The organism is Bradyrhizobium iriomotense (genome assembly GCF_030160715.1).
GTDB classification, from domain to species: domain Bacteria; phylum Pseudomonadota; class Alphaproteobacteria; order Rhizobiales; family Xanthobacteraceae; genus Bradyrhizobium; species Bradyrhizobium iriomotense.
This window is the reverse complement of record NZ_BSOW01000029.1, coordinates 1-22,107: the sequence shown is the minus strand read 5'-3', so window position 1 is coordinate 22,107 and position 22,107 is coordinate 1. Positions and strand designations below refer to the sequence as shown.

Annotated in this window: 20 protein-coding genes and 1 tRNA gene; 9 read left to right on the top strand and 12 right to left on the bottom strand. The window is 64.5% G+C overall.

Going from position 1 to position 22,107, the window contains the following annotated elements:
• Window positions 1–166 precede the first annotated feature (166 nt).
• The 3 genes from QQL28_RS32970 to QQL28_RS32960 all read right to left on the bottom strand — a co-directional run bounded on the left by QQL28_RS32970 (window position 167) and on the right by QQL28_RS32960 (window position 3,346).
• Window positions 167–1,054 carry an ABC transporter permease gene (locus tag QQL28_RS32970; protein ID WP_284272285.1) on the bottom strand — a complete coding sequence of 296 codons (888 nt, stop codon included), beginning with the start codon at window positions 1,052–1,054 and terminating at the stop codon, window positions 167–169.
• A 23-nt stretch (window positions 1,055–1,077) separates the two neighbouring features.
• Window positions 1,078–2,019: an ABC transporter permease gene (locus QQL28_RS32965; protein ID WP_284272284.1), complete on the bottom strand. Its 942-nt coding sequence runs from the start codon at window positions 2,017–2,019 to the stop codon at window positions 1,078–1,080.
• A gap of 196 nt (window positions 2,020–2,215) precedes the next feature.
• Window positions 2,216–3,346 (bottom strand): M20/M25/M40 family metallo-hydrolase, encoded by a 1,131-nt coding sequence (locus tag QQL28_RS32960; protein ID WP_284272283.1) that lies wholly within the window; start codon window positions 3,344–3,346, stop codon window positions 2,216–2,218.
• A gap of 272 nt (window positions 3,347–3,618) precedes the next feature.
• Between QQL28_RS32960 and QQL28_RS32955 the strand changes: the two genes are divergently transcribed.
• Both QQL28_RS32955 and QQL28_RS32950 read left to right on the top strand, forming a co-directional pair.
• Window positions 3,619–5,226 (top strand): ABC transporter substrate-binding protein, encoded by a 1,608-nt coding sequence (locus tag QQL28_RS32955; protein ID WP_284272282.1) that lies wholly within the window; start codon window positions 3,619–3,621, stop codon window positions 5,224–5,226.
• Between the two features lie 157 nt (window positions 5,227–5,383).
• Window positions 5,384–7,048, top strand: coding sequence for a glycosyltransferase family 39 protein (locus QQL28_RS32950; protein ID WP_284272281.1), 1,665 nt, complete (start codon window positions 5,384–5,386; stop codon window positions 7,046–7,048).
• A gap of 6 nt (window positions 7,049–7,054) precedes the next feature.
• Here QQL28_RS32950 and QQL28_RS32945 read toward each other — a convergent pair whose 3' ends face one another.
• The 3 genes from QQL28_RS32945 to QQL28_RS32935 form a co-directional block, all read right to left on the bottom strand.
• Window positions 7,055–8,305 carry a multidrug effflux MFS transporter gene (locus QQL28_RS32945; protein ID WP_284272280.1) on the bottom strand — a complete coding sequence of 417 codons (1,251 nt, stop codon included), beginning with the start codon at window positions 8,303–8,305 and terminating at the stop codon, window positions 7,055–7,057.
• 141 nt (window positions 8,306–8,446) lie between these two features.
• Complete coding sequence (locus tag QQL28_RS32940; protein ID WP_284272279.1) at window positions 8,447–8,710, bottom strand: hypothetical protein; 264 nt, start codon at window positions 8,708–8,710, stop codon at window positions 8,447–8,449.
• A gap of 224 nt (window positions 8,711–8,934) precedes the next feature.
• Window positions 8,935–9,023, bottom strand: a tRNA-Leu gene (locus QQL28_RS32935).
• 222 nt (window positions 9,024–9,245) lie between these two features.
• Between QQL28_RS32935 and QQL28_RS32930 the strand changes: the two genes are divergently transcribed.
• Complete coding sequence (locus QQL28_RS32930) at window positions 9,246–9,692, top strand: twin-arginine translocation pathway signal (RefSeq protein WP_284272278.1); 447 nt, start codon at window positions 9,246–9,248, stop codon at window positions 9,690–9,692.
• A gap of 15 nt (window positions 9,693–9,707) precedes the next feature.
• On the opposite strand, the gene QQL28_RS32925 is transcribed toward QQL28_RS32930, so the two are convergent.
• Window positions 9,708–10,910, bottom strand: coding sequence for an FAD-dependent monooxygenase (locus QQL28_RS32925; protein ID WP_284272277.1), 1,203 nt, complete (start codon window positions 10,908–10,910; stop codon window positions 9,708–9,710).
• A 20-nt stretch (window positions 10,911–10,930) separates the two neighbouring features.
• Window positions 10,931–11,176, bottom strand: coding sequence for a zinc-finger domain-containing protein (locus tag QQL28_RS32920; RefSeq protein ID WP_007602543.1), 246 nt, complete (start codon window positions 11,174–11,176; stop codon window positions 10,931–10,933).
• A gap of 293 nt (window positions 11,177–11,469) precedes the next feature.
• Here QQL28_RS32920 and QQL28_RS32915 point away from each other — a divergent pair, with 293 nt between their 5' ends.
• Window positions 11,470–12,606, top strand: a complete 1,137-nt coding sequence (locus QQL28_RS32915) for a hypothetical protein (protein ID WP_284272276.1) — start codon at window positions 11,470–11,472, stop codon at window positions 12,604–12,606.
• A 36-nt stretch (window positions 12,607–12,642) separates the two neighbouring features.
• On the top strand, window positions 12,643–13,398 hold the full coding sequence (locus QQL28_RS32910; protein WP_284272275.1) for an alpha/beta fold hydrolase: 756 nt from the start codon (window positions 12,643–12,645) through the stop codon (window positions 13,396–13,398).
• Here QQL28_RS32910 and QQL28_RS32905 read toward each other — a convergent pair.
• Complete coding sequence (locus tag QQL28_RS32905; RefSeq protein WP_284272274.1) at window positions 13,384–14,760, bottom strand: hypothetical protein; 1,377 nt, start codon at window positions 14,758–14,760, stop codon at window positions 13,384–13,386. The two genes, QQL28_RS32910 and QQL28_RS32905, sit on opposite strands and share 15 nt — an antisense overlap.
• 271 nt (window positions 14,761–15,031) lie before the next feature.
• Here QQL28_RS32905 and cysE point away from each other — a divergent pair, with 271 nt between their 5' ends.
• Window positions 15,032–15,856 carry a serine O-acetyltransferase gene (gene cysE, locus QQL28_RS32900; protein WP_284272273.1) on the top strand — a complete coding sequence of 275 codons (825 nt, stop codon included), beginning with the start codon at window positions 15,032–15,034 and terminating at the stop codon, window positions 15,854–15,856.
• Window positions 15,857–15,987: 131 nt separating this feature from the next.
• Window positions 15,988–16,206, top strand: coding sequence for a DUF3126 family protein (locus QQL28_RS32895; protein WP_007602550.1), 219 nt, complete (start codon window positions 15,988–15,990; stop codon window positions 16,204–16,206).
• Here the strand turns inward: QQL28_RS32895 and QQL28_RS32890 are convergent.
• Genes QQL28_RS32890 through QQL28_RS32880 form a run of 3 tightly spaced genes read right to left on the bottom strand, consistent with a single transcriptional unit; the run spans window position 16,197 to window position 19,980 of the window.
• Window positions 16,197–17,549 (bottom strand): FAD-dependent oxidoreductase, encoded by a 1,353-nt coding sequence (locus QQL28_RS32890; RefSeq protein ID WP_284272218.1) that lies wholly within the window; start codon window positions 17,547–17,549, stop codon window positions 16,197–16,199. The two genes, QQL28_RS32895 and QQL28_RS32890, sit on opposite strands and share 10 nt — an antisense overlap.
• Entirely contained in the window at window positions 17,546–17,851 is a 306-nt protein-coding gene (locus tag QQL28_RS32885; protein WP_284272217.1) for a ferredoxin family protein, read from the bottom strand. The genes QQL28_RS32890 and QQL28_RS32885 overlap by 4 nt, the downstream gene beginning before the upstream one ends.
• Before the next feature lie 2 nt (window positions 17,852–17,853).
• A complete protein-coding gene (locus tag QQL28_RS32880) occupies window positions 17,854–19,980 on the bottom strand; it encodes a molybdopterin-containing oxidoreductase family protein (RefSeq protein ID WP_284272216.1) in 2,127 nt (708 codons plus the stop codon).
• 241 nt (window positions 19,981–20,221) lie between these two features.
• On the opposite strand from QQL28_RS32880, the gene QQL28_RS32875 reads away from it, so the two are divergent.
• Together QQL28_RS32875 and QQL28_RS32870 are read left to right on the top strand one after the other, a co-directional pair.
• Complete coding sequence (locus tag QQL28_RS32875; RefSeq protein WP_284272215.1) at window positions 20,222–21,076, top strand: helix-turn-helix domain-containing protein; 855 nt, start codon at window positions 20,222–20,224, stop codon at window positions 21,074–21,076.
• A gap of 298 nt (window positions 21,077–21,374) precedes the next feature.
• The gene (locus QQL28_RS32870) at window positions 21,375–21,995 is read left to right on the top strand and encodes a hypothetical protein (protein WP_284272214.1); all 621 of its coding nucleotides are present in this window, start codon (window positions 21,375–21,377) and stop codon (window positions 21,993–21,995) included.
• The last annotated feature ends 112 nt before the right edge of the window (window positions 21,996–22,107 follow it).

Sequence of the window (22,107 nt, the reverse complement as noted above, 5' to 3'; positions counted from 1 at the left end):
CCGTCGTCATTGCGAGGAGCCACCCGGTCCGGCCTCTGGCGGGCCGGATGACAGGCTCCGCGACGAAGCAATCCAGAGTCTTTCCGCGGAGGCGGTCTGGATTGCTTGGCTTCGCTCGCAATGACGGAACAAGGGGCAGGGCCGGTGAGACAATCACTTGAGACAATCACTTGCCCTCCCGCTGCTTCATGCGGGGGTCGAGTGCGTCGCGGGCGGCGTCGCCGATCAGATTGATGCTGAGGATCGCGAGCGAGAGCAGTAAGCCCGGCCAGAAGATCAGCGACGGCTTGATCTGGAAGAATTGGCGGCCCTCGGCCATGATGTTGCCCCAGGTCGGCGTCTCCGGCGAGATGCCGGCGCCGAGGAAGGAGAGGATGGCCTCGGTCAGGATGGCGGAGGCGCAGACATAGGTGCCTTGCACGATCAGCGGCGCGATCGTGTTCGGCATCAGGTGGCGCCACATGATCTTCGGCAGTGACGAGCCGACCGAGATCGCCGCTTCCACATAGGGCTCTTCGCGCGCGGACAGGACGACGGAGCGCACGAGGCGCGCCACGCGTGGAATCTCCGGAATCGTGATCGCGACCAGCACGGTCCAGATGCTGGCGCCCGACAGCGACACGACGGCGATCGCGAGCAGGATGCTCGGCATCGCCATCAGGCCGTCCATGACGCGCATCATGACCGAGTCGAGCAGCCTGAAGAAGCCGGAGACGAGACCGATGGCCAGTCCAATGGCGATCGACAGAGCCGCCGAGCCGATGCCGATCAGCAGCGAGACGCGGCCGCCATAGATCACGCGCGAGAGCAGGTCGCGGCCGAAGGCGTCGGTGCCGAGCAGGAATTGCGCGGAGGCGGGCTTCAGTCGTTGCGACGGCGCGAGCAGGACCGGATCATGCGGCGCGATCAGCGGCGCGAGGATCGTGATCAGCGCGATCAGCGCGAGGCAGATGGTTGCGGCGGCGATGATCGGCGTCGAGGTGAGGAATCCGAACCTTGGCCGCAGCGGCCTCGTGATCGGAATGGACGATTCGGGGAGGCTGTCGATCGACATGCTTGACCTTGTTTATCCCTGACTCAGTACCGGATCCGCGGATCAAGCAGCGTGTAGGCGAGGTCGATCAGGAGATTGACGACGACGTAGATCAGCGACGTCAGGAGGATCATGGCCTGGATCACCGGATAGTCGCGCGCCAGCACCGCATCCACCGTGAGGCGGCCGATGCCGGGAATGTTGAACACGCTTTCGGTGACGACGACGCCGGAGATCAAAAGCGCAAAGCCGGTGCCGATCACGGTGATCACGGGAACGGCAGCATTGCGCAGCGCATGCCGCATCATCACCGCGACCTCGCCGATGCCCTTGGCGCGCGCCGTGCGCACGTAGTCTTCGCCGAGCACGTCGAGCATCGCCGCCCGCGTCATGCGCGCGATCAGCGCGATATAGATGAAGGAGAGCGCGCAGGTCGGAAGGATGATGCGCTCGAAGAACGGTCCGAAACCGGCCGTGATGCTCTTGAAGCCCTGCACCGGCACCCAGCGCAGGTCGATGGCGAAAATCTCGATCAGGACGTAGCCGACCACGAACACCGGCACGGAGAAGCCGAGCACCGAGAGGCCCATCACGAAGCGGTCGATCCAGGTGCCGTGCTTCCACGCCGCGATCACGCCGAGCGGCACGGCGACGACGACGGCGAGGATGATGGTGGAGAGCGCGATCGAGATCGACGGCTCGACGCGCTGGCCGATCATCTTCAACACCGGCAGGTTCGAGATCAGCGACGTCCCGAGATCGCCGTGCAGGAGCTTGTTGATCCAGGTGATGAACTGCACGATGAGCGGCTCGTTGAGGCCGAGCGAGGCGCGAATGCGCTCCAGCCGTTCGGGCGTCGCGTTGTCGCCGGCGAGGATCGCGGCGGGATCGCCTGGGGTGAGCCGGAGCAGGAGGAAGACGAATAGCGCGACCACGCCCATCACGGGAACTGCGGCGAGGATGCGGCGAACGAGATATCCGAGCAAATTGGATCCGTCAGATTAGAGTCAAACTGGCGAGGCGCCCGTTGGAAGCTTGCCACCAGCCTAACGTTCCAGCAACTCCCGTGCCATTGGGGTCACCGTTTTTGCGATGCAGCCAAGACGTTTTTTGCCCCGCAGACCATCTCACGCTGTCATTCCGGGTTCGGCTCTTCGAGCCGCCCCGGAATGACGGGCATGGTTACTCCAGCGTCGCAAGCAGCCCTGCCATCAATCGGCCGCGCTCGGCGAGGCTGTCGACCTCGATGTGCTCGTCGAGCGTGTGGGCGTTGGCACCGCGCACGCCCAGGCCATCGAGGGTCGGGATACCCATCGCCCCGGTGAAGTTGCCGTCGGAGCCGCCGCCGGCGCTGGCATGCGGCAGCTCGGCGCCGAGCTCGCGGGCAATCCCGCGCGCCTTCTCGTAGAGCGCCAAGGTGCCGGCATCAGGTTCCCAGACCGGCCGCGTGACGCCGCGCGTCACCCTGAAACTCACATCATTGGTTGTGCCCGACAACGCCAGCATCTTCTCGACGCCGCGGTCGAGGTCGGCCTGGCGCTTGGCCATGGAGAGCGCCTCGCCGGTGCAGGTGGTGGCAACGCAATTGACCCATTGTCCGCCATGCACGATGCCGACCGAGAAGGTGCAATCCTCGGTGGTCATCGCGTCGATCGCGAGGATCTGCCGCGCCATTTCCCGTATCGCCGAACGGCCCGAGGAGAGCGTCGCGCCGGCATGGCTCGGCCGCCCCGTTGCCTCGAGATTGAAGCGCGCGATCGCGTAGCGCCCGGTGACGACGCCGTTGTCGGGCCGGCCGGGCTCGGGCACCAGCACGTATTTGTTGCGCGCGGCCTCCGCCTCGATGATGTCGCGGGTCGACGGCGTGCCGACTTCCTCGTCCGGCGTGAACAGCACTGTGATCGGCAGCGGCGTGACGAAGGACGCGCGGGCCAACTGCCTGATCGCCTCGAGCGAGAGGTAGTTGCCGCCCTTCATGTCGAAGATGCCAGGGCCGTAGCATTTGTTGCCTTCGCGCCGCCATTGCAGCTTCTCGATGGTCCCGACCGGATGCACGGTGTCCATGTGTCCGGCGATCAGGATGCCGGGCTCGCCTTGCTTCGGATGCGGAAAGCGTGCGCGCACGACGCCGCTAAAGCCTTGCCGGCCGGCGATGCGTTCGATGGTCGCACCCATGATCGCCATGTCGCGCGCGGCGAGGTCGAGCATGCGGTTCACGGCAACCGCGTCCCAGGTCGGGCTTTCGCATTCGACCCAGGCGCGCAGGCCTTGCAGCATGACCTCGGAATCAAAGGGAAGATTGGCTGGATTCATGGACGGTCTCTTCAGGCTTGGAACGCACGAGGTCCGCGCTGCATGGCAGTCAGGACACGATAGGCGGGATGCGTTGTAGAGCGAAATATGTAAGCGCGGAGCCCGTGCGCGCGCCGGCATGGGCATGCATCGAAAGCGGATTGACGCTTTCGATGCTCTCTGTAAGTCTCGAAAAGATAAAGGCATTGCATGAGGTTGGTTCGCCCAAAGAACGATCCGAATGCTCAACCAATAACCTGCCTTTGACCAGTTTCACGTCAGGAGAGACTTCGATGTTCCACTTCTTGCGCCGGGGACACGGCGCGATCGTCTCCAAACTCGCGCTGTCGGCTGTCGCGCTCACGGCACTGGCCTCGCCGGTCTTTGCCGCCGGCAAGACCATCACGGCGGTGATGCACTCCGACCTCAGGATCATCGATCCCATCTTCACCACGGCCTACATCACGCGCGACCATGGCTATATGGTTTACGACACGTTGATCGCGACCGATTCGAATTTCAAGATCCAGCCGCAGATGGCGGACTGGAAGATCTCCGACGACAAGCTCACCTACACCTTCACGCTGCGCGACGGCTTGAAGTGGCATGACGGTACGCCCGTGACGGCCGAAGACTGCGTCGCCTCGCTCCAGCGCTGGGCCAAGGTCGACGGCATGGGCCAGAAGCTGATGGACTTCACCGCGAGCATCGAGGCGACCGACGCCAAGACCATCACGCTGAAGCTGAAGGAGCCGTACGGCCTCGTCCTCGACTCCATCGGCAAGCCGTCCTCGCGCGTCGCCTTCATGATGCCCAAGCGCCTCGCCGAGACGCCGCCGGACAAGCAGATCCCCGAGCAGATCGGCTCTGGTCCCTTCAAGTTCGTGCAGGCCGAATTCCAGCCGGGCGTGAAGGCGGTCTACGAGAAGAACAACGACTACGTGCCGCGCAAGGAGCCGTCGAGCTGGACCGCCGGCGGCAAGGTCGTGAAGGTCGACCGCGTCGAGTGGGTCACGATGCCGGACTCGCAGACCGCGGTGAACGCGCTGCAATCGGGCGACATCGATTTCATGGAAAATCTGCCTTACGACTTGCTGCCGGTGCTGGAGGCGAACAAGGAGCTCACGATCGAGGTCTCGAACAAGTTCGGTTTCCAGACGCTCGGGCGGATGAATTTCCTTTATCCGCCGTTCGACAACGTGAAAGTGCGCCGTGCGGCGTTGCTGGCGATGAACCAGAAGGACGTGCTCGACGCGCTCGTCGGCAACCCCAAATATCAGAAGATCTGCGGCGCTTTCTTCGTGTGCGACACGCCGCTGGCGACCGACGCCGGTGCCGAAACCCTGGTGAAGGGCAATGGCATGGTGGAAGCCAAGAAGCTGCTCGCCGAGTCCGGCTATGACGGCACGCCGGTCGTGATCATGGGGCCTGGCGACGTCACCACGCTGAAGGCGCAGCCGATCGTCGCGGCGCAGTTGCTGCGCGATGCCGGCTTCAAGGTCGATTTCCAGGCGACAGACTGGCAGACGGTGGTGAGCCGTCGCGCCAGCCAGAAGCCGCCGAAGGAGGGCGGGTGGAACATGTTCTTCACCAACTGGGTCGCGGCTGACGTCTCCAACCCGATTGCCAATCTCTCGATCGGGGGGCAGGGCAAGAAGGGCGGCTGGTTCGGCTGGGCGGAGGACGCCAAGATCGAGCAGCTCAAGGATGCGTTCGTTCGTGCGGCCTCGCTCGACGAGCAGAAGAAGATCGCCGCCGACATTCAGAAGGAAGCCTACGAGCAGGTGATCTACATCCCGCTCGGCCAGTACCTCCTGCCGAGCGGCTGGCGCAAATCGCTCACCGGCGTACTGGATGGCCCGGCGACGCCAATCTTCTGGAACATCGACAAGTCCGAATAGGCGACACGCCACTCTTGAAGGCAGACGACATCGACGATGGCCGGGGCAGTCGCCCCGGCCATTTTCGTATCGCGGTCCGGCGTCGCGCCGCAGCCGTTCACCAATTAAGGCTCTTCCACATTCCCATTGTTGCCATTTGTTTCGAGGGCTGAAATAGATGGCGCCGCTCCTTTTCCTCTTCGTCAATTTGGATGACGTGCCGATAGATTTTGCATTCCAGGCGATGGCCGAACGCTCGGACCGTGCGCCTGCGCGGTGGCGCCGTCCCTTCCTGCGTTGGCTCGACGGCGTGGAGACTGGCTGGGCCGTACCGCTGCTGCTCATGGCCTTCACCGCGGTCTGGACGCTCTATCTCGTGATCGCCTATCTCGGCGCCGGCCTGCATCCGGACACGCTCGAGGCCTGGACGCTGGGGCGGAATTTTGCCTGGGGTTATCCAAAACATCCGCCGTTGATGGGCTGGGTGGCGGCCACCTGGACCGTGATCTTCCCGTTGAGCGACTGGTCGATGCAGTTGATGGCGATGGCCAACGCGGCGCTGGCGCTATGGTTCGTCGACCTGATCTCGCGCCGCTTCGTGAGCGGGCACAAGCGCCTTCTGGTGCTGCTGCTGTTGATGCTGACGCCGGCCTATCAATTCCATGCCCAGCGCTTCAACGCCAACAGCGTGCTGCTGGCGATCTGGCCGCTCGCGACCTTCTGCTTCTTGCGCGCCTTCGAGACGCGCGCGGCGCGCTGGGCCATTGCCGTGGGTCTTGCGACGGCGCTGGCGATGGTCGGGAAATACTATTCGGTATTTTTGGTCGCGAGCTTCGTGCTGGCCGCCGTGATGCATCCGGCGCGCCGGGCCTATTTCACCTCGGCCTCGCCCTGGATCTCCGCCGTCACGGGTCTTCTGGCTTTGTCGCCGCATCTGCACTGGCTCGCGACCACGGGTGCCCCGACTTTTTCCTATGCTCTGGCGCATGCCAATGCCGACCTCGTTACGGCATTGGGCGAGGTGAAGTCGTTTGCGCTCGGGCTCGTTGCGGCGATGAGCGCGGCGGCCGTCACCTGGGTGATGATCGCGGGTAACCGGCTGAAACGCTTGCCGGCCGACTTCGGCGCGATGGATCCTGGATTGAAGCTACTGTTCTACGTCGCGTTCGGCACATTGCTCTTGCCGATGCTGACCTCGCTCGCCGTGGGCACGGACCTGCCGTCGCTGTGGGCATTGCAGGGCCTGTTCCTGTTCGTCGTGCTGATCGTGTGCGGCACGCGCTATCCGATCGAGCGCTTCTATGCCGTCAATGCTACGGTGCTGGTTGCGGGCGTCAGCGTCGTCGCGCTCGTGGTGGTGGCCCCCATCCATGCCGCCTGGCGCAACACGCACGGCTACGAAGAGGGCCGGGAGTTCTATTCAAAGGCGGCTGCCGAGCTCACGCGGCAGTGGCGCGACCTCACCGGCGTGCCACTCTCGGCCGTCAGCGGCGACGATGCGCTGGCCTTCGCCACCGCCTTCTACAGCCCCGACCATCCGCATTATGCGCGGTCGTTCGCCTATCAATATACATGGGGCTTGCCGCGCAAGAGCACGCTGGAGCGCGGCTGGGCGGCGCTCTGCTTCCACGACCAGCCCGATTGCCTCGGCTGGATGGAGCAGACTTCGGCGCGTACCGGGGATTTCGTCAGGCGCGAATTCAACCTTCAGGCCGAGCTGCTCGGCCGGGGCGGCGTGACGCGCAAGCTGGTCGCACTGCTCGTGCCGCCGCATGATGACGAGAGCAAGCCGCCCGCGAGCGACGCGGATGATTTCAGCGCGAGCAAGCGCGCGCCGCACTGAGGCGTTTCAGGCGCCCGCGCGGTGATGCGGCTGGAAAAGCCGGCCCTTCTCCACCACGGCGACGACCGCGAGCGCGGCCAGCGTGCACAGGAAGAAGCCGGTCGAGAACGGCAGCAACGTGCCGTCAAAGCTCTGGCCGATCGTCATGCCGACGACGATGCCGAACAGCGTCGTGATCGAGCCGTAGAGCGAGGACGCGGTGCCGGCGATGTGGCCCTGCGGCTCCATCGCGAGCGCGGTGAAGTTGGCGATCATCATGCCGAACGAGAACATCATCAGTGCCGAGAGCACCATGAACAGCCACAGCGGCAGCATGTGCAGGCTCGCGGTGAGCAGCATCAGGCCGGCGACGAGGGCATAGCCGACCAGCGCGCCGTGCGAGATCACACGCATGCCGAGGCGTCCGACCAGGCGCGCATTGGCAAAGCCCGCAATTGCGGTGCCGGCCGCGATCGCCGCGAAGGCGAGCGGAAAATAATGGCCGAGATGGTAGATGCCGGTGAACACCTGCTGCGCGCAGAACACGAAGGCGAACAGCGAGCCCATGACGAAGCCTGCGGCGACCGCGTAGCCGATGGTCTGCCGGTTGGTCAGGGTCTGGCGGAAGGCGTCGAGCACGTCGCGCGGGGCGAGCGACTTGCGCTCGCTCTCAGGTAACGTTTCAGGCAGCCGCAGCACGGTCCAGGCCAGCGCAAGAAGTCCATACAGCATCAGCGCGATGAAGATGCCGCGCCATTGCGTCACCAGCAGCACTGCTTGTCCAAACGACGGCGCGATCACGGGCACCGCGATGAACACCATCATCGCGAGTGACATCACGCTCGCCATGCGCCGGCCGACATAGCAGTCGCGCACGATCGAGGTCGCGATCACGCGCGTCGCCGAGGTGCCGAGCCCTTGCAGAGCGCGCGCCAGCAGCAACGTCTCGAACGAGGGCGCCGCGACCGCGAGCACGCTCGCGATCGCATAGACGGTCATGCCGCCGAGCAGCACCGGTCGCCGCCCGAACCGGTCCGACAGCGGCCCCATCACGAACTGCCCAGCGCCGAACCCGATCAGGAACGTCGACAACACGAGCTGAAGGTGATTGGCGACGGGAATGTGAAACGCCGCCCCGATATTGGGCAGCGCCGGCAGCATCATGTCCATCGCCAGCGGATTGAGCGCCATGATGGCGGCGATCACGACAACGAATTCCGGAAACCCCATCGGACGGTGTCCCGAGGACACCCAACTGTCGGCATTGACGTCGGACACGAAGCTACCTCTGCATTTGCAGAGGTTTAGATAGCGGGACTGTTGCGATGCACAAGCCGCGTTTTGGGATGGGTGGTAGGCGGAGTGGAGCTGGAGACAGGGATTTTGGTGATGCGATGGGAGAGGGGAGGAGGGCTCGCCTCAGGAAGAGGCGCGGAATTTGCGCGCTCTTGCTCTGCTCTCCCAGCGCTCGAGCATTTGCCCGAGGTCGCCACGCTCGGCGGCAACAGCTCCTTTATGATTTGCGATTTCATTCGCGTTCGCCGGCCGCGGCAATTCCGGTTCCATGTAGCCCTTCCACCTGCGTGCCCGTTCGTGCCGCTTGCGCGAGATATGGTCGCGCGTGAAGTATCCGGCCGCATAGGACATTGCCAGAAGGATCAAAAGGACAACAACACCCTGCACCTGACATTACTCCACTTCACTCCACTACTTTCCGGGGGAATGACAAACGGGTTACCGGGACGAGGAGCACTTGCAAAACCTATCGCGCTTTTCATTGGCAGAAACGCGGCCAAGGTGGGTTTCTTTGCACGACCTGCGCACAGCGACCTGCGGGCTTGAGAGGAACTACACAAAGCTCGGGTGTGTTGTGCCGCGGGGGCGTGGGTACGTGCCTCGTCGCGGGATGGTGCGGGCAGCCGGGGTCGAACCGGCACAGCGCTTGCGCACCGAGGGATTTTAAGTCCCTTGCGTCTACCAATTCCGCCATGCCCGCTTGATCCAACGGGATCAAACACTTAAACCGCCCTTGCTGGCCGCCTGGCTTGGGGCCGGACGGGGCGAAGGGTGCCCTTCCTTAAGCGAGCCGGCCGCACAAGGCAAAGCCTCAATCCGGGATATGAGGCCAAGCCTCAATCCGGGATATGAGGCAAAGCCTCAATCCGGACATCTCTCGCTGCTTTAGGCAATCTCAATCCACGGGGACTACCAATCCGGCATGTTTGTTTCGATTCTCAACCGTCGCGGTCCCGCGCTTGCGCTGGTCGCGCTGCTCGGGCTGGGCGCTGCGCTCGCCGGCTGCGCCTCCGTGAGCGACACCATCAGCCCGGCCTTCGTCGATCCGGGCCGTTACGAGCTCTGGGACTGCAAGCAGCTCGCGCCGGAGCGCAAGGGCCTCGTCAATCGCATCGACGAGCTCGAGCGGATGATGGCGAAAGCGCAAACCGGGGTCGGAGGGACCGTGGTCGCCGAATTGGCCTACCGCAATGACTATATCAGCGCGCGGGGCCAGCAGAAGCTCGTGGAAGAGGCCTGGCGGCGCAACAAGTGCCGCGACAGCGACATGGAGCCGACGCCCCCGCCAGCGCCGCCTGTGCCCCCGACCGCCGCCAAGCCTGCGGCCAAGCCCGCACCCGGCACGAAATCCGGCACCGCCGTTCACTGAAGTCAGCGTCGCGCCTCACGCGCGCCAGCGATAGATCCAGTCCTGCCGCGCCAGCATGCGCTCCGGCCCGAGCGCGCGGATCGCAAGATCGCGCGCCAGCGCGAAGGGGCCTGCAAGGTGATAGATGCGGCCCTGCTGCCGCGCGGTCCGCTGCACGCGCCTGACGCGCGCCTCGCGCGCTCGTCCATAGCGCGCCAGCGCCGCCGCGATGCTGGCGGCGCTCTCGGTGGCGTTGCCACTCAAGTGCTCGGCGAGCACGGCGGCGTCCTCGATCGCCATTCCTGCGCCCTGCGCGGCGAAAGGCAGCATCGCGTGCACGGCATCGCCGGCGAGCGCGATCGCGCCCTTGCTCCAGCCGACGCCGTCGGGCAGCGTGAACAGCGCCCATTTGCGCCAGCTGTCGACCGCGGTGAGCATCATCCGCGCCGGGCCCGGCCAGCGCGCCGCAGGGAAGGCGTCCATCACCTCGGAAAGATCGCCCGGCGTGCTCCAGCCCGGCCTGTTCCAGGTGCCGGGCACGACCGCCACCACGTTGATCTGGCGCCCGCTCGCGATCGGATAGGCGACGAGGTGGGCGTTCGGCCCCATCCAGAGCTGCACGCGCCGCGACGTATATTCCTTCGGCAGTTGCGTCGCCTCGAACGTTCCGCGCCAGGCGATCAGGCCGGAGAAGCGCGGCTGCACGTCCGGAAACAGATGCTGGCGTACTGTCGACCAGACGCCGTCGGCACCGATCAGCGCGCTTGCCACTTCGCTCCGGCGCAACGTGCCGCTGCGATAGACGACGGAGAGTCCCTTGGCGTGCGCGGCGACGTCCTCGAACGTCCCACCCAGCCGCAAATCGACGTCGGGATGGTCCGCGACCGCTGCGGCGAGCGCTGCCTGCAGATCGGCCCGGTGCACCACCCAATAGGGTGCGCCGGCGCGCTCAGTGGCCGCTGCGCCGAGCGGCAGGCGCATCAGCTCGCCGCCGGCGCGCGTGCTCATGATGCTGACCGCCTCCGGCGTCACCGCGCGCGAGCCCAAGCGGTCCTTCAGCCCGAGCTCGACCAGGATGCGGCTCGCATTGGGCGACAATTGCAGGCCGGCGCCGACGTCCTCGAGCCGCTCGGCCTTCTCGAGCACGACGACGCGAAAGCCCTTGGCGGCAAGCGCAAGTGCGGCCGTCAATCCTCCGATTCCGGCACCGGCAACAATGATCGTTCGGGAGACGGCCACCCCTTAGCGGATGCCGTCGGTCAGGCCACCTTGTCCTTCAGCACGCATTCGGGCGGGCGCGCCTCGCCGGCCTTCAGGTCGGCCGCGAAGCGGTACAGCGTCGAGCAATAGGGACAGATGATCTCGTTGTCGTTGCCGAGATCAAGGAAGACGTGAGGATGGTCGAACGGAGGGTTGGCGCCGACGCACATGAACTCCTGCGAGCCGATTTCGATGACGGGGACACCGGCATCGTTGTGGAAGTGCGGGACGACATGGTCGGACATCGGAACTCATCCTGGAGTGGCAATGGCGGCAGACACAATCAACACTGACGCGGCATCTTTTGAACGCCGCGGACCATACTGGGGGGTGCAGATGATTGCTAGTCCGGTGGAACTAAAAGGTCCGCAACTGCCCCATGCTCATTTGCTCATCTAAATTCGACACAATCTTGTCGCGAGAGAGAAGCCCTTCTTTCGTCGGGGCCGTTGTGTCGCAATTCTGGCATACTATGTCTGAGGGCACGGAGAAATCCCTGCGGCAGGCGAATCCCCAGGCGAGTGTCCAGGTTTTGAGCATGAAGTGGTTGCGAATCAGCACCGCGCTAACCGGCCTTGTGGCATGCAGCCTCGTGCTCGCGCAGGTGGTGCCGCATGCGCGCGAGGCGGGCGCAGTTCTCGCAGCGAGGGACGATCCGGCCGCGCTGTCGGAGCTCAAGCTGGATTCGGTCCTGGGCAAGAACCCTGCGCTCGTTCAGCAGAATATCGAAGCGGCGCTCGCCGCGCATGATGCCGATCTTGCCAACAGCTTCGTCGAGCTCGCGCGCGATCGCAGCATCGCGCTGCCTGACGACCTCCTGAGCCGGGTCAGCGACGCCGTGAAGGAGGAGAATTCCACCGCGCATTTCGCCAAGCGTTTTGCCACCGGCCTCGTCACCGGCAATGCCGACGACGTCGCGAGCCTGTCCGGGACGGTTGCCGGCGACCTCTTCGTAATCGGCGATGTCAGGGACGTCGTGCGCGAGGGCAAGCATCTGGCCATGGGCGAGGAGACCGACCGCCTCGTGCTCGGGCTCGCCGCTGCCGGTCTTGCGGTGACGGCGGCGACCTATGTCTCGGTCGGTGGTGCGGCGCCGGCGCGCGCCGGACTGTCGCTGGTGAAGGATGCCCGCAAGGTCGGGCGGCTCGGCGAGGGACTCGCCGAATGGGCCGGCCGCTCCGCGCGCGAGGTGGTGGATACGCCGATGCTCCAGAACGCGGTCGCCACCGGCTCGGTGCTGCGGCCGGGTGAGACCGTGAGTGCCATCAAGGCCGCGTTCCGTGTCGAGAAGGCCGGCGCCCTGGTCAGGCTCGGCAAGGACGTTGCACGCGTCACCGAAAAGGCGGGCACGCGCGGCGCGCTCGATACGCTGCGCGTCGCCGAGGGGCCGAAGGACGTTGCGCGCGCGGCGCGGCTTGCGGAAGCCCAGGGTGGCAAGACCCGCGCGATCATGAAGCTGCTTGGCCGCGGTGCGCTGCTGCTTGCAACCGGTGCGTTCGATCTCGCACTATGGCTGTTCGGTGCACTGATGACGCTGTTCGGCGTCCTGTCCTCGATCAAGGCTACGACCGAGCGGCTGACTCAGGCCTGGTGTGACCGCAGGCGGGCGCGGCGGTTGCGCCGGGCGCAGCTCGCAGCGTCAGAAGCTCTGGCGGGCGCAGCCGCCAACGCCTAAGATTATCCTCTCCCCAACAGACGCGGACTTAAGTTGATGCCGAGCTTTCACAACGGCGCCGTCGAAATTGCCTATCTCGACGAAGGCGAGGGCGACCCGATCATCCTGGTGCACGGCTTTGCCTCGAGCAAGAACGTGAACTGGGTCTATCCGACCTGGGTCTCGGAATTGCGCAAGAACGGCCGCCGCGTGCTGGCGCTGGACAATCGCGGCCATGGCGAGAGCGCAAAGCTCTACGATCCCGCGCAATATTCCATTCCCACAATGGCCGGCGACGTGCTCGCGCTGATGGACCATCTCGGCATCCCGCAGGCCGACATCATGGGCTATTCGATGGGTGGGCGGATGACTGCCTGGCTCGGGCTCAACGAGCCGCAGCGCCTGCGCTCGGCGATTCTCGGCGGCATCGGCATCGGCGGCCTGATCGAGGGCACGGGGCCCGGCGAGAGCGTGGCCGAGGCGCTGGAGGCGCCCTCGCTCGACGACGTCACTGATCCCGTCGGGCGCACGTTCCGTGCCTTTGCCGATCAGACGCGCTCCGACCGCAAGGCGCTCGCCGCCTGCCTGCGCGGCACCCGCGAGCTGATGAAGAAGGAAGAAGCGGCGCGCATCGACGTCCCCGTGCTGATCGCCGTCGGCTCCACCGATGACATCGCAGGCTCGGCCACGGCGCTGGGCGAGATCATCCCCGGCTCGGAGGTGCTGGACATCCCGAACCGCGATCACATGCGCGCGGTCGGTGACAAGGTCTATAAGACGGGCGTGATCGACTTCCTGTCACGCCGCGGCTGAGGCGTCGTCCGCCGGATCGTCCCTGCCGAAGGCGCGCGCCAGCGCCGTCAGCACGACGAAGGTCGCAAGCCACACCATACGCGCGCCGTAGCGGTCGTGCGGTCCGGAGATGACGGCGCAGATGAAGGCGTTGCCGAGCAGCGCCAGCGTCACGGTCGCTCCGAGCAGCGTCAGTTCGTCGAGCCGCCTGATCGCCAGCGCATGGCCGAGCAGGGCGACGAGCGCCAGCATCGAGGCGAGCGCGACCGGCACGTGCAGCCAGTTGACGTCATCGAAATCGATATCCCAGTGCTGTTGCCGCGCCGCGCGCATCGGTGCGAGCTGGGCAGGGATGTAGCGCTCGATGATGCCGTAGGTGTGGGGGATCCAGCCATTGGTGCCTTCGCCGGTCGCGACATGCAGCAATTGCTGGCCCATGGCGCGCAGTGCCGCACCCGCCTGCCACGCCGGATAGTCGGCGAGCGAATGCACGACGATATAGCTCATCTCGTCGTTCATCCCCTCGAAGCGGCCGAGCCTGTTGAACATGCTGTTGCCCCACAAAAACTCGTCCGCGGTCGCCGGCAATTCATTGCGGTAGGGGCAGAGCTTGAAACTCTCGCGCGGGCAGTGATCTCTGAGATAGCGGGCCACGATGCCGTCCTGCATCATGCGGCCGAAAGCGACGCCGTAGCCGCCGGGCGTCCAGGCCCATTGCCCCGACAGCGCGTGGTTCGCCATGACCAGCATCGCCCCGCCGGCGACGATGGTGAGGCTGCCGTGCGCAAGCCCCGCAAGGGGAATGCGCTTGCCCAGCAGCGGCCGCACCAACCAGCCGGCGGCGCAAAGCCCGAACAGGACGCCGAGCGTCGCGCTGTGGGTCGCTGCGGCAAAGGCGGTGAAGGCGAACAGCGAGCTTCGCTCGATGCCGGAGATCCGGTAGCCGCCGATCACCAGGATGAACAGCGACAGCACCGAGAGCCCCGCGAAGATGTCGGTGAGCAGCATGCTGGCAAGCCAGGGCAGGGCGGTGGACAGGATCAGGAGCAGGCTGATCGCGACGAAGCGGAAGGTCTGCATCAGGCCAAGCACGCGGAGCGTCAGTTGCAGCAGCCATAGCGTCGCCAGCGACTGGACGGCGAGATTGAGCCAGAAGCTCGAGCTCTCGCCCATATGCAGATAAAGCCCGAACACCGTCGAGCGGCTGGGGACCAGGTAGCCCTCGTACCAGCGCGCCAGGTAGCCGCCGGTGTCCCATTGAAGCAGGGGATAGCCGTTCCAGAATGCCGGCGCGATCAGAAGGAGGGGCAGGGCGACGGCAGCGAGCCAAAGCCAGACGGACCCCGTGGCGCGGGCGCGCAGAATGTCGTTGGTAATGCTCAAATCGGCTCCGTCGGCTTTCGACCATGTCCGCAATAACGGTTAGGACGGAATTCACCAATAGTTTGACGCGACCGAGCTTGAATTTGGCAAAACGCTGACCACTTTAAGCCGACCTTGTCGCACGGGGGTGTCAGAAGAAAGCCTTTTGATTCAATGCCTTGAAGGCTGTCGACGGGCAACTCGATGTTCGCTCTCAGGCAAGCCTGCAAGGACAGGGCACGCTAGACTGTGCTATAGGTCAAACGAAACGAGCGAATTTCGAGAGCACGCCATGGCAATGCATCAGGTCAATCCGGCAGGAAAGCTCGCCGCGCTCGATCCGATCTGGGATCGGGTCCGCACAGAGGCTGAAGACATCGTCCACCGCGAGCCCGAGCTCGCGACCTTCATCTATTCGACCGTGCTGCATCACAGCCGTCTGGAAGATTCGGTCGTGCACCGGCTGGCCGACCGGCTCGATCATGCCTCGCTCTCGGGCGATCTGGTGCGTCAGACCTATGACGAGGCACTGCGCGACGAGCCTGATCTCGGCAATGCCTTCCGCGCCGATCTCGTCGCGGTCTACGACCGCGACCCCGCGACCTCCCGCTTCATCGATCCCTTGCTCTACTTCAAGGGCTTCCACGCGATCCAGACCCATCGCCTGGCGCACTGGCTCTGGCTGAAGGGCCGCAAGGATTTTGCGTATTATCTCCAGAGCCGCGCTTCCGCCGTGTTCCAGACCGACATCAATCCCGCCGCGCGCATCGGCCGCGGCATCTTCCTCGACCATGCCACCGGCTTCGTCTGCGGCGAGACTGCGCTGATCGAGGACGACGTCTCGATCCTGCATGGCGTCACGCTCGGCGGCACCGGCAAGGAGAACGAGGACCGTCATCCAAAAATCCGTCACGGCGTCATGATCGGTGCCGGCGCCAAGATCCTCGGCAATATCGAGGTCGGCCATTGCGCGCGCATCGCGGCCGGCTCGGTCGTGGTCAAGCCCGTGCCGCACAACGTCACCGTTGCCGGCGTTCCCGCCAAGATCGTCGGCGAGGCCGGTTGCGCCGAGCCGTCGCGCACCATGGACCAGATGATCAACGCCATGGGGCTTTGATCTCGGTTCGATCTAAATCGGGGCCGGTTTTCGGCCCCGATCGTCCCCAAAATTCTCGGGAATTGGTGCTGGCGGTTCGTCGCGTCTCGTCCTAAAACCCCGCCCCGTTGGATTTCGATTGGAGACTTGCCGTGGACGTCAAAGAAGTGAGGAAGCTCGACGCGTATCTGAAGCGCGTGTTCGGCAATCCCAAGATTCGCGTCGTGCCGCGGCCGAAGAAGGACGATTCCGCCGAGGTCTATATCGGCGAGGAGTTCATCGGCGTGCTGTTCGTCGACGACGAGGATGATGATCGCTCGTTCCAGTTCCAGATGGCGATCCTCGAGGACGATCTCGTCGATCAGGAATAGCGCAGCGCGGCGGTGGCGTGGCCCGTTCGGGGGCACGCATTCATCGCGGCGAGCATCTCGGGGATTGTGACGAATTTCTCCCGGGGCTTGCCGAGCAGGGCTCCCCTGCGTTTCTCGGCCGCGTCGATAGCGGTCCAATCCGGATAGCTCACGATGCGCGCGACGCGGTTGGAGAGGCGCGCAAGCAATGCATCGGGCGTGTCCGAACGCGGCCGCCGATCGGCAAGATCAGCCAGCACAGCCTCAGCCGTCGCAATCCCGCAGCCGCGATTGGTGCCGATCGTGCCGTTCGGTCCGCGCTTGCTCCATCCGCAGACATAGAGGCCCTCGACCAGGGAATGACCGATCGCGACGCGTCCGTCGATGTTCGCATGCACGCCGCGATGCGTGTCATAGGGAACACCGGCGACGGGCGCCGTCCTCCGGCCGACGCTGCTGAACGAGAGCCCGCATGCGATCTCCTCGACCGCACCCGACCGGTGCCTGAACGAGATCGACTCCAGGCGATCTCGTCCGTTGATCGCGGCGGGTGACAGACCAAATCGAAAGACACAGCGCCGCGGCTTCGTCGTGGCCGCCTGCGAGAACGTGCGCAGCAGCGACAGCTTTTCGATCCTTTCCGGATCGTCGGAATTCCGCGGCTCGAATTCATCGCGCGTAACGTCGCGCTCCTCGACCGAAGTGTCGCATGCGCCCAGCTCGAGAAAGTCACGCAATTCCTTTGCGGTGAACTTGGCCTGCGCCGGCCCGCCGCGACCGACGACGTAGACGGTGCGAATCCGGCTGTCCGTCAAAGCCTCGAGCGCATGGCGCGCGATGTCGGTCTGGCGCAGCTCGTCGGCCGTCTTGGCGAGAATGCGCGCAACGTCGAGCGCGACGTTGCCATGGCCGATCACGATCGCCGTCTCATGATCAAAATCGAACCGGAGATCGCGGAATTCGGGATGCCCGTTGTACCAGGCAACGAAATCGCCGGCGCTGTGGCTGCCCGGCAGTGCTTCGCCGGGGATATTGAGCGTCCGGCTCAGTTCGGCGCCTGTCGCGAGCACAACGGCGTCATAGGCCTGCCGCAGCTCGTCGACCGTGACGTCATCTCCGACCGCAACGCCGCCGATGAAGCGAAAGCCGGGCATTCCGGCGATGCGGTCGAAGGCTACCGTGACCTGCTTGAGCTTCGGATGATCGGGCGCAACGCCGAAGCGCACCAGCCCATACGGCACGGGGAGCCGTTCGAACATGTCGACGGCCACTGACGCGCCCGAACGCAACAAGGCCTCCGCCGTGTAGAAGCCGCTCGGTCCGCTGCCGACGACGGCGACGCGGAGTTCGCCCGAACCCGTCATCGGCCGAGCGCCTGCCGGCGTTCATCGGCGCCCGGCAGAGGCGCCAGACGCGCGCTGATCACGGGAGTTTCAGCCGCTCGTTTGCGGTTGACGTCGATCCAGAATTTCTTGTCCGCGGCGAGGCGATAGTCGGGCTCGATCGCGCCAACCGGGCAGGCCGGCGCGCAGCCGCCGCAGTCGATGCAATTCTCGGGATCGATATAGGTCATGGTGTCGTCGACGTGGAAGCACTCCACGGGGCAGACGGTGACGCATTCGGTGTATCGACATCCGCGGCAATTGTCGGTGACCACATATGTCATCGTCAGGCTCCGCTGACCTGAACGAGGATGTCGGAGAATGTCGGCGCACGGCCGAGGTCGGCGAAGGCGGGCGGCGTCAGCGCGTGAACCGTCGCGCCCTTGCGGTTGGAGCGCTGCCAGTAGCCGGACGGCGCCACCACGACGCCCGGCATGATGTCAGGTGAAACGGTCGCAAAGGCTTCGAACGAGCCACGATCGTTGAAGACGCGAATGGGCGCGCCCGCGACGATCCCGCGCTGTGCCGCGTCGTGCGGATTGAGAAGCACAGCCTGTTCCTCGCCGGCCTGGGCGGTTTGCGCAGGCAAGTTGCCGTAGTTCGAATTCAGGAAGGCGTGGCTCTTCGGCGAGATCAGGCTGAGCGGATAGCGCGTCGCGAGCGCCGGCGCCGTGCGCGCGTTCTCGTTCGGCGGGATGTAGTGGGGCAGGGGATCGACCAGCGCGCCGTCCTGGTCGCCATTGTAGCCCTGGCGGAACAGCGGCACCACGAAGTTGCCGCCGCCGGCGATCGTCGACTTGAATTCGCACTTGCCGGACGCCGTCGGAAAATTACCCTCGCGATGCGGCGCCCAGTCCGCCGGCGCCGGCATGTTGAGGCGCGCATAGCCCTTGGCCTTGACGTCGTCGAGCGTGATGCCCTGAAGGACCGGGCTGCTCCAGTCCAGGGATGCCGCGATGATCTCGTCGTCGCTCCGGAAGAAGGCCGGATCCGTCATGCCCATCGCGCGCGCGAGCCGGCGGAACAGCTCGGTGTTGGAGACGGCTTCGCCGAGCGGCTCGATCGCCTGATTGTTGTAGGACAAATAGAGGTGTCCCCAGGAGAACATGATGTCCTTCTGCTCGAGCTGTGTGGTCGCCGGCAGAACGATGTCGGCATATTTTGCGGTGTCGGTCAGGAAGTGCTCGCTGACGACGGTGAAGAGGTCTTCGCGTTCGAGCCCCTTTTCGAGCTTGCCCTGTTCGGTCACCATCGCCATCGGATTGGCGTTGTAGACGAACAGGGCCTTGATCGGCGGATCGAAGCCGAGCTCGCCCGTCAGTGCCGCTCCGAGGCGCCAGGAATTGAGCACGCGCATCTTCTCGGGCTGCAGATCAGGACGCATCAGCACGTCCCATCTGACCGGGAATGCCCAGATCGGAAGCTGGAGCAGGCCGCCACCGACATGCTTCCACGCGCCGATCAGTCCCGGAAGGCAGGCGATCGCGCGCACGGTCTGGCCGCCGCCGGCGTGCCGCTCGACCGCGACGCCGATGCGCACGACGGCCGGCGGCGTGGTCGCGAATTCCCTCGCCAGCTTGACGATGTCGTCGACGGGAATGCCGGTTTCCTGCGACGCGAATTCGGGGGTGTAGCCCGATACCCGCTCCGCCAGCTCATCATATCCGACGGTGTGCTTGTCGACGTAGTCGCGGTCGACCAGGTTCTCCCTGATGATGACGTGGATCATCGCGAGTGCGAGCGCAGCGTCGGTGCCGGGGCGGATCGGAATATGCCAGTCGGCGAGGCGCGCCGTGCGGGTCTTGACGGGATCGATGACCACGAGCTTGGCGCCGGCCTTCTTCGCCTGCTCGATGAACGGCCAGTGATGCGAGTTCGTGCTCAGCGTATTGCAGGCCCACAGGATGATGTATTTCGAATGCACGAAGCTTTCGGGATCCACGCCCGGTGTGTGCCCGATCGTCATCATGTACGCCGTGCATGAAGCGGAATCGCAGAACGTGCGCTCCAGAACCGTCGCGCCGAGCTTGTTGAAGAGCGGATCTCCGACGTTCAGCCCGTTGATGATGCCCTGCGTGCCCAGATAGCTGTAGGGCAGGATCGCCTGCGCGCCGTGCTCGGCGATAACGGATGTCCAGCGCGATGCGATGGTCTCGATGGCCTCATTCCAGGAGATCCGTTGAAACTGCCTGGAGCCTTTCGGGCCGACCCGCTTCAGGGGATGGAGGACGCGCTTGTCGCTGTAGACGCGCTCCTCATAGTTGTTGACCTTCACGCAGAGCCGTCCGCGCGTGAACGGATGATCGGGATTGCCGCGGACGGCGATGGCCTTGCCATCCTCGACAGTGGTCAGGATGGAGCAGGTGTCCGGGCAGTCGTGGGGGCATGCGCCAATTACCGTGGTCCGGGCCATGGGTCTCTCCGCTTCCCGATTCAAGATGGTGCCAAGGATGCGGCCGGCGGGCGCGGCCTGGCTTTTCAAAATGTGCGGTGTTGTTTTCCCGGACTGCTCTCGGCCCGTGGACGGCTAGCAGGATGTCTGGCATGGTAATTGCTGGACCCGGCAATACCTCTTACCCAAACATCGCGTTATCTGACGGAGAGACACGATGGGTATGCTTGGCAACTCTGTCGATAAATATGTTACCGGCAGAATGCTTCAGACGTCCAACGACCGGCGATGGTCGCACCTCCTCGCCGAGCGATGGAGCCATGAGCCCGGCGATCTGCCGCCGCAATTGCCGCGCGACACCGAGATCGCGATCCTGCTGCGCGGCAACTCGGTCGTCGACCGGGAAGGCGCGGGAATGCGGCAGCGGACCTTCGGCAGGAAGGGCACCGTGTGGCTCTGCCCGGCCGGTATCCGCGAAGACTTCATCCGCGTCGAGAACCAGATGCAGGAATGCCTGCATCTCTTTCTTCCCGGCAAGCCGTTCGACGACACCATGCTCAGGGACCTGGACATCGACCCCTCGGGCATCTCGATCCGCTACGAGGCCATCGATCAGGACATGTTCATCGAGCACGTCGCCGAGCGGATCCTGAAGGAGCTCGAACAGGAAAGCTCCACCGGCCGGCTCCTGATCGAAAGCCTCGGGCGCGCGTTGTCCGCCCATCTGGTGCACACCTACTCGGCCACGGCGGTCAGGCTGCGGCAACTCAATGCCGGTCAAAGGCCGCTCGACGCCAAACGTCTGTCGCGCGTGACGGAGTTCATCGATGCATCCGTCGAGCGCGCTTTCACGGTCGAGGATCTGGCGTCGGTGGCGTGCATGAGCCCTGCGCATTTCTCCCGCAGCTTCAAGGCGGCGACAGGTGCGGCGCCGCATGAATATGTCAGCCGTCAGCGTCTCGATCTCGCGAAGCGGCTGCTCGCCACCAGCGATCGCCCGCTGGTCGATATCGCCTATGCCACGGGATTTTCGTCGCAGGCCAATTTCAACCGCGCCTTCCGCAAGGCCGTCGGCACCACGCCGAGCCTTTATCGCGCGCAGAAAGTTCGCGACTAGGGCGTGTGCTGATTAACGCGCAGACGTCGGGTTGCGCGCGAAGCAGAAATCATACGCTCGATCTGAGTGTACCGCTTGTGCCCCTCAACGGACATTACTTTCAATTAACCGAGAACGCGCCATGGCTTAGCCGACGTTCTCGGGACTCTCTAGGCGCTTAATTAATGTTCGCGATCGAATAGCAACCTGCAATCCGGACAGACGTTAAGTGCCATCACCGCGTAGGTCCCTGGCAGTATCGGTGATGAGATCGCCCATCACGCGCTCCCGCCTCACTCTAGCTTGGAAGGAGAGCGCCGTGAGGCGACGTCCACAGTCCCAAACATTTGAAGAGAATCGGAACGCAGAGAAAGCCCGCTTCGAAGCGGCGTGGTCGCACCGCTCGCCATCATCGATCGTGCCGCAAGATGCAGACCATGATATGTATCTCGTACTACTGGACGCCTTCGGGATATGGGTAGGCCGCGCCTGGCGCGAGACCGATGATGGTGAGGGTACGTATCGCGAGATGCTAATCCGCGACCTCTTGCACGGCGTGTACAACCATCCGGTGCGCATCGTCGCCTTCAACACCGCCGAGGGATGGTCGCACAATCTCACGACCGAAATCGCTGCCGAGTTGAAGCAGCGCAGAGACGAAGGGGAGAATATCCCCGCCTGTATACAACATTTGCTGGAAATGGCCGGCCCCTCAAGGGTACTAGGCCAAAATCAGAATCCGGCGCGAGGAATGACCAGGGACAGCGCGCAGCACTGCCAATATCAGGCGGCGGAATGCCTTCGCATGACCAAAAAGTCGAAGTGCGAAGAAGAGGCTGTGGTTCTGAGAAATATTGCTCAAAGCTGGTCAAGACTCGCGGGCCAGATCGACCGATATAATGCGGTCCTGCGCGAACAAAGCCGCGTAATCCGGAAGTAAGGCGGCGGCCTCCTTAGTGTCTGTCCGGGAACATCTTGAATCATCGGAATCATTTGTGATTCAAGGGTGGCGGTCCGATTTGAAGGGGCGCCGATGTGGACGAAGGAGAGCC

Coding starts and splice junctions, on each gene's coding strand:
- QQL28_RS32915 (WP_284272276.1), top strand. CDS start 11,470: ATGAAGTGGTTGCGAATCAGCACCGCGCTAACCGGCCTTGTGGCATGC.
- QQL28_RS32970 (WP_284272285.1), bottom strand. CDS start 1,054: ATGTCGATCGACAGCCTCCCCGAATCGTCCATTCCGATCACGAGGCCG.
- QQL28_RS32880 (WP_284272216.1), bottom strand. CDS start 19,980: ATGGCCCGGACCACGGTAATTGGCGCATGCCCCCACGACTGCCCGGAC.
- QQL28_RS32920 (WP_007602543.1), bottom strand. CDS start 11,176: ATGTCCGACCATGTCGTCCCGCACTTCCACAACGATGCCGGTGTCCCC.
- QQL28_RS32890 (WP_284272218.1), bottom strand. CDS start 17,549: ATGACGGGTTCGGGCGAACTCCGCGTCGCCGTCGTCGGCAGCGGACCG.
- QQL28_RS32875 (WP_284272215.1), top strand. CDS start 20,222: ATGCTTCAGACGTCCAACGACCGGCGATGGTCGCACCTCCTCGCCGAG.
- QQL28_RS32885 (WP_284272217.1), bottom strand. CDS start 17,851: ATGACATATGTGGTCACCGACAATTGCCGCGGATGTCGATACACCGAA.
- QQL28_RS32960 (WP_284272283.1), bottom strand. CDS start 3,346: ATGAATCCAGCCAATCTTCCCTTTGATTCCGAGGTCATGCTGCAAGGC.
- cysE (WP_284272273.1), top strand. CDS start 15,032: ATGGCAATGCATCAGGTCAATCCGGCAGGAAAGCTCGCCGCGCTCGAT.
- QQL28_RS32955 (WP_284272282.1), top strand. CDS start 3,619: ATGTTCCACTTCTTGCGCCGGGGACACGGCGCGATCGTCTCCAAACTC.
- QQL28_RS32910 (WP_284272275.1), top strand. CDS start 12,643: ATGCCGAGCTTTCACAACGGCGCCGTCGAAATTGCCTATCTCGACGAA.
- QQL28_RS32950 (WP_284272281.1), top strand. CDS start 5,384: ATGGCGCCGCTCCTTTTCCTCTTCGTCAATTTGGATGACGTGCCGATA.
- QQL28_RS32930 (WP_284272278.1), top strand. CDS start 9,246: ATGTTTGTTTCGATTCTCAACCGTCGCGGTCCCGCGCTTGCGCTGGTC.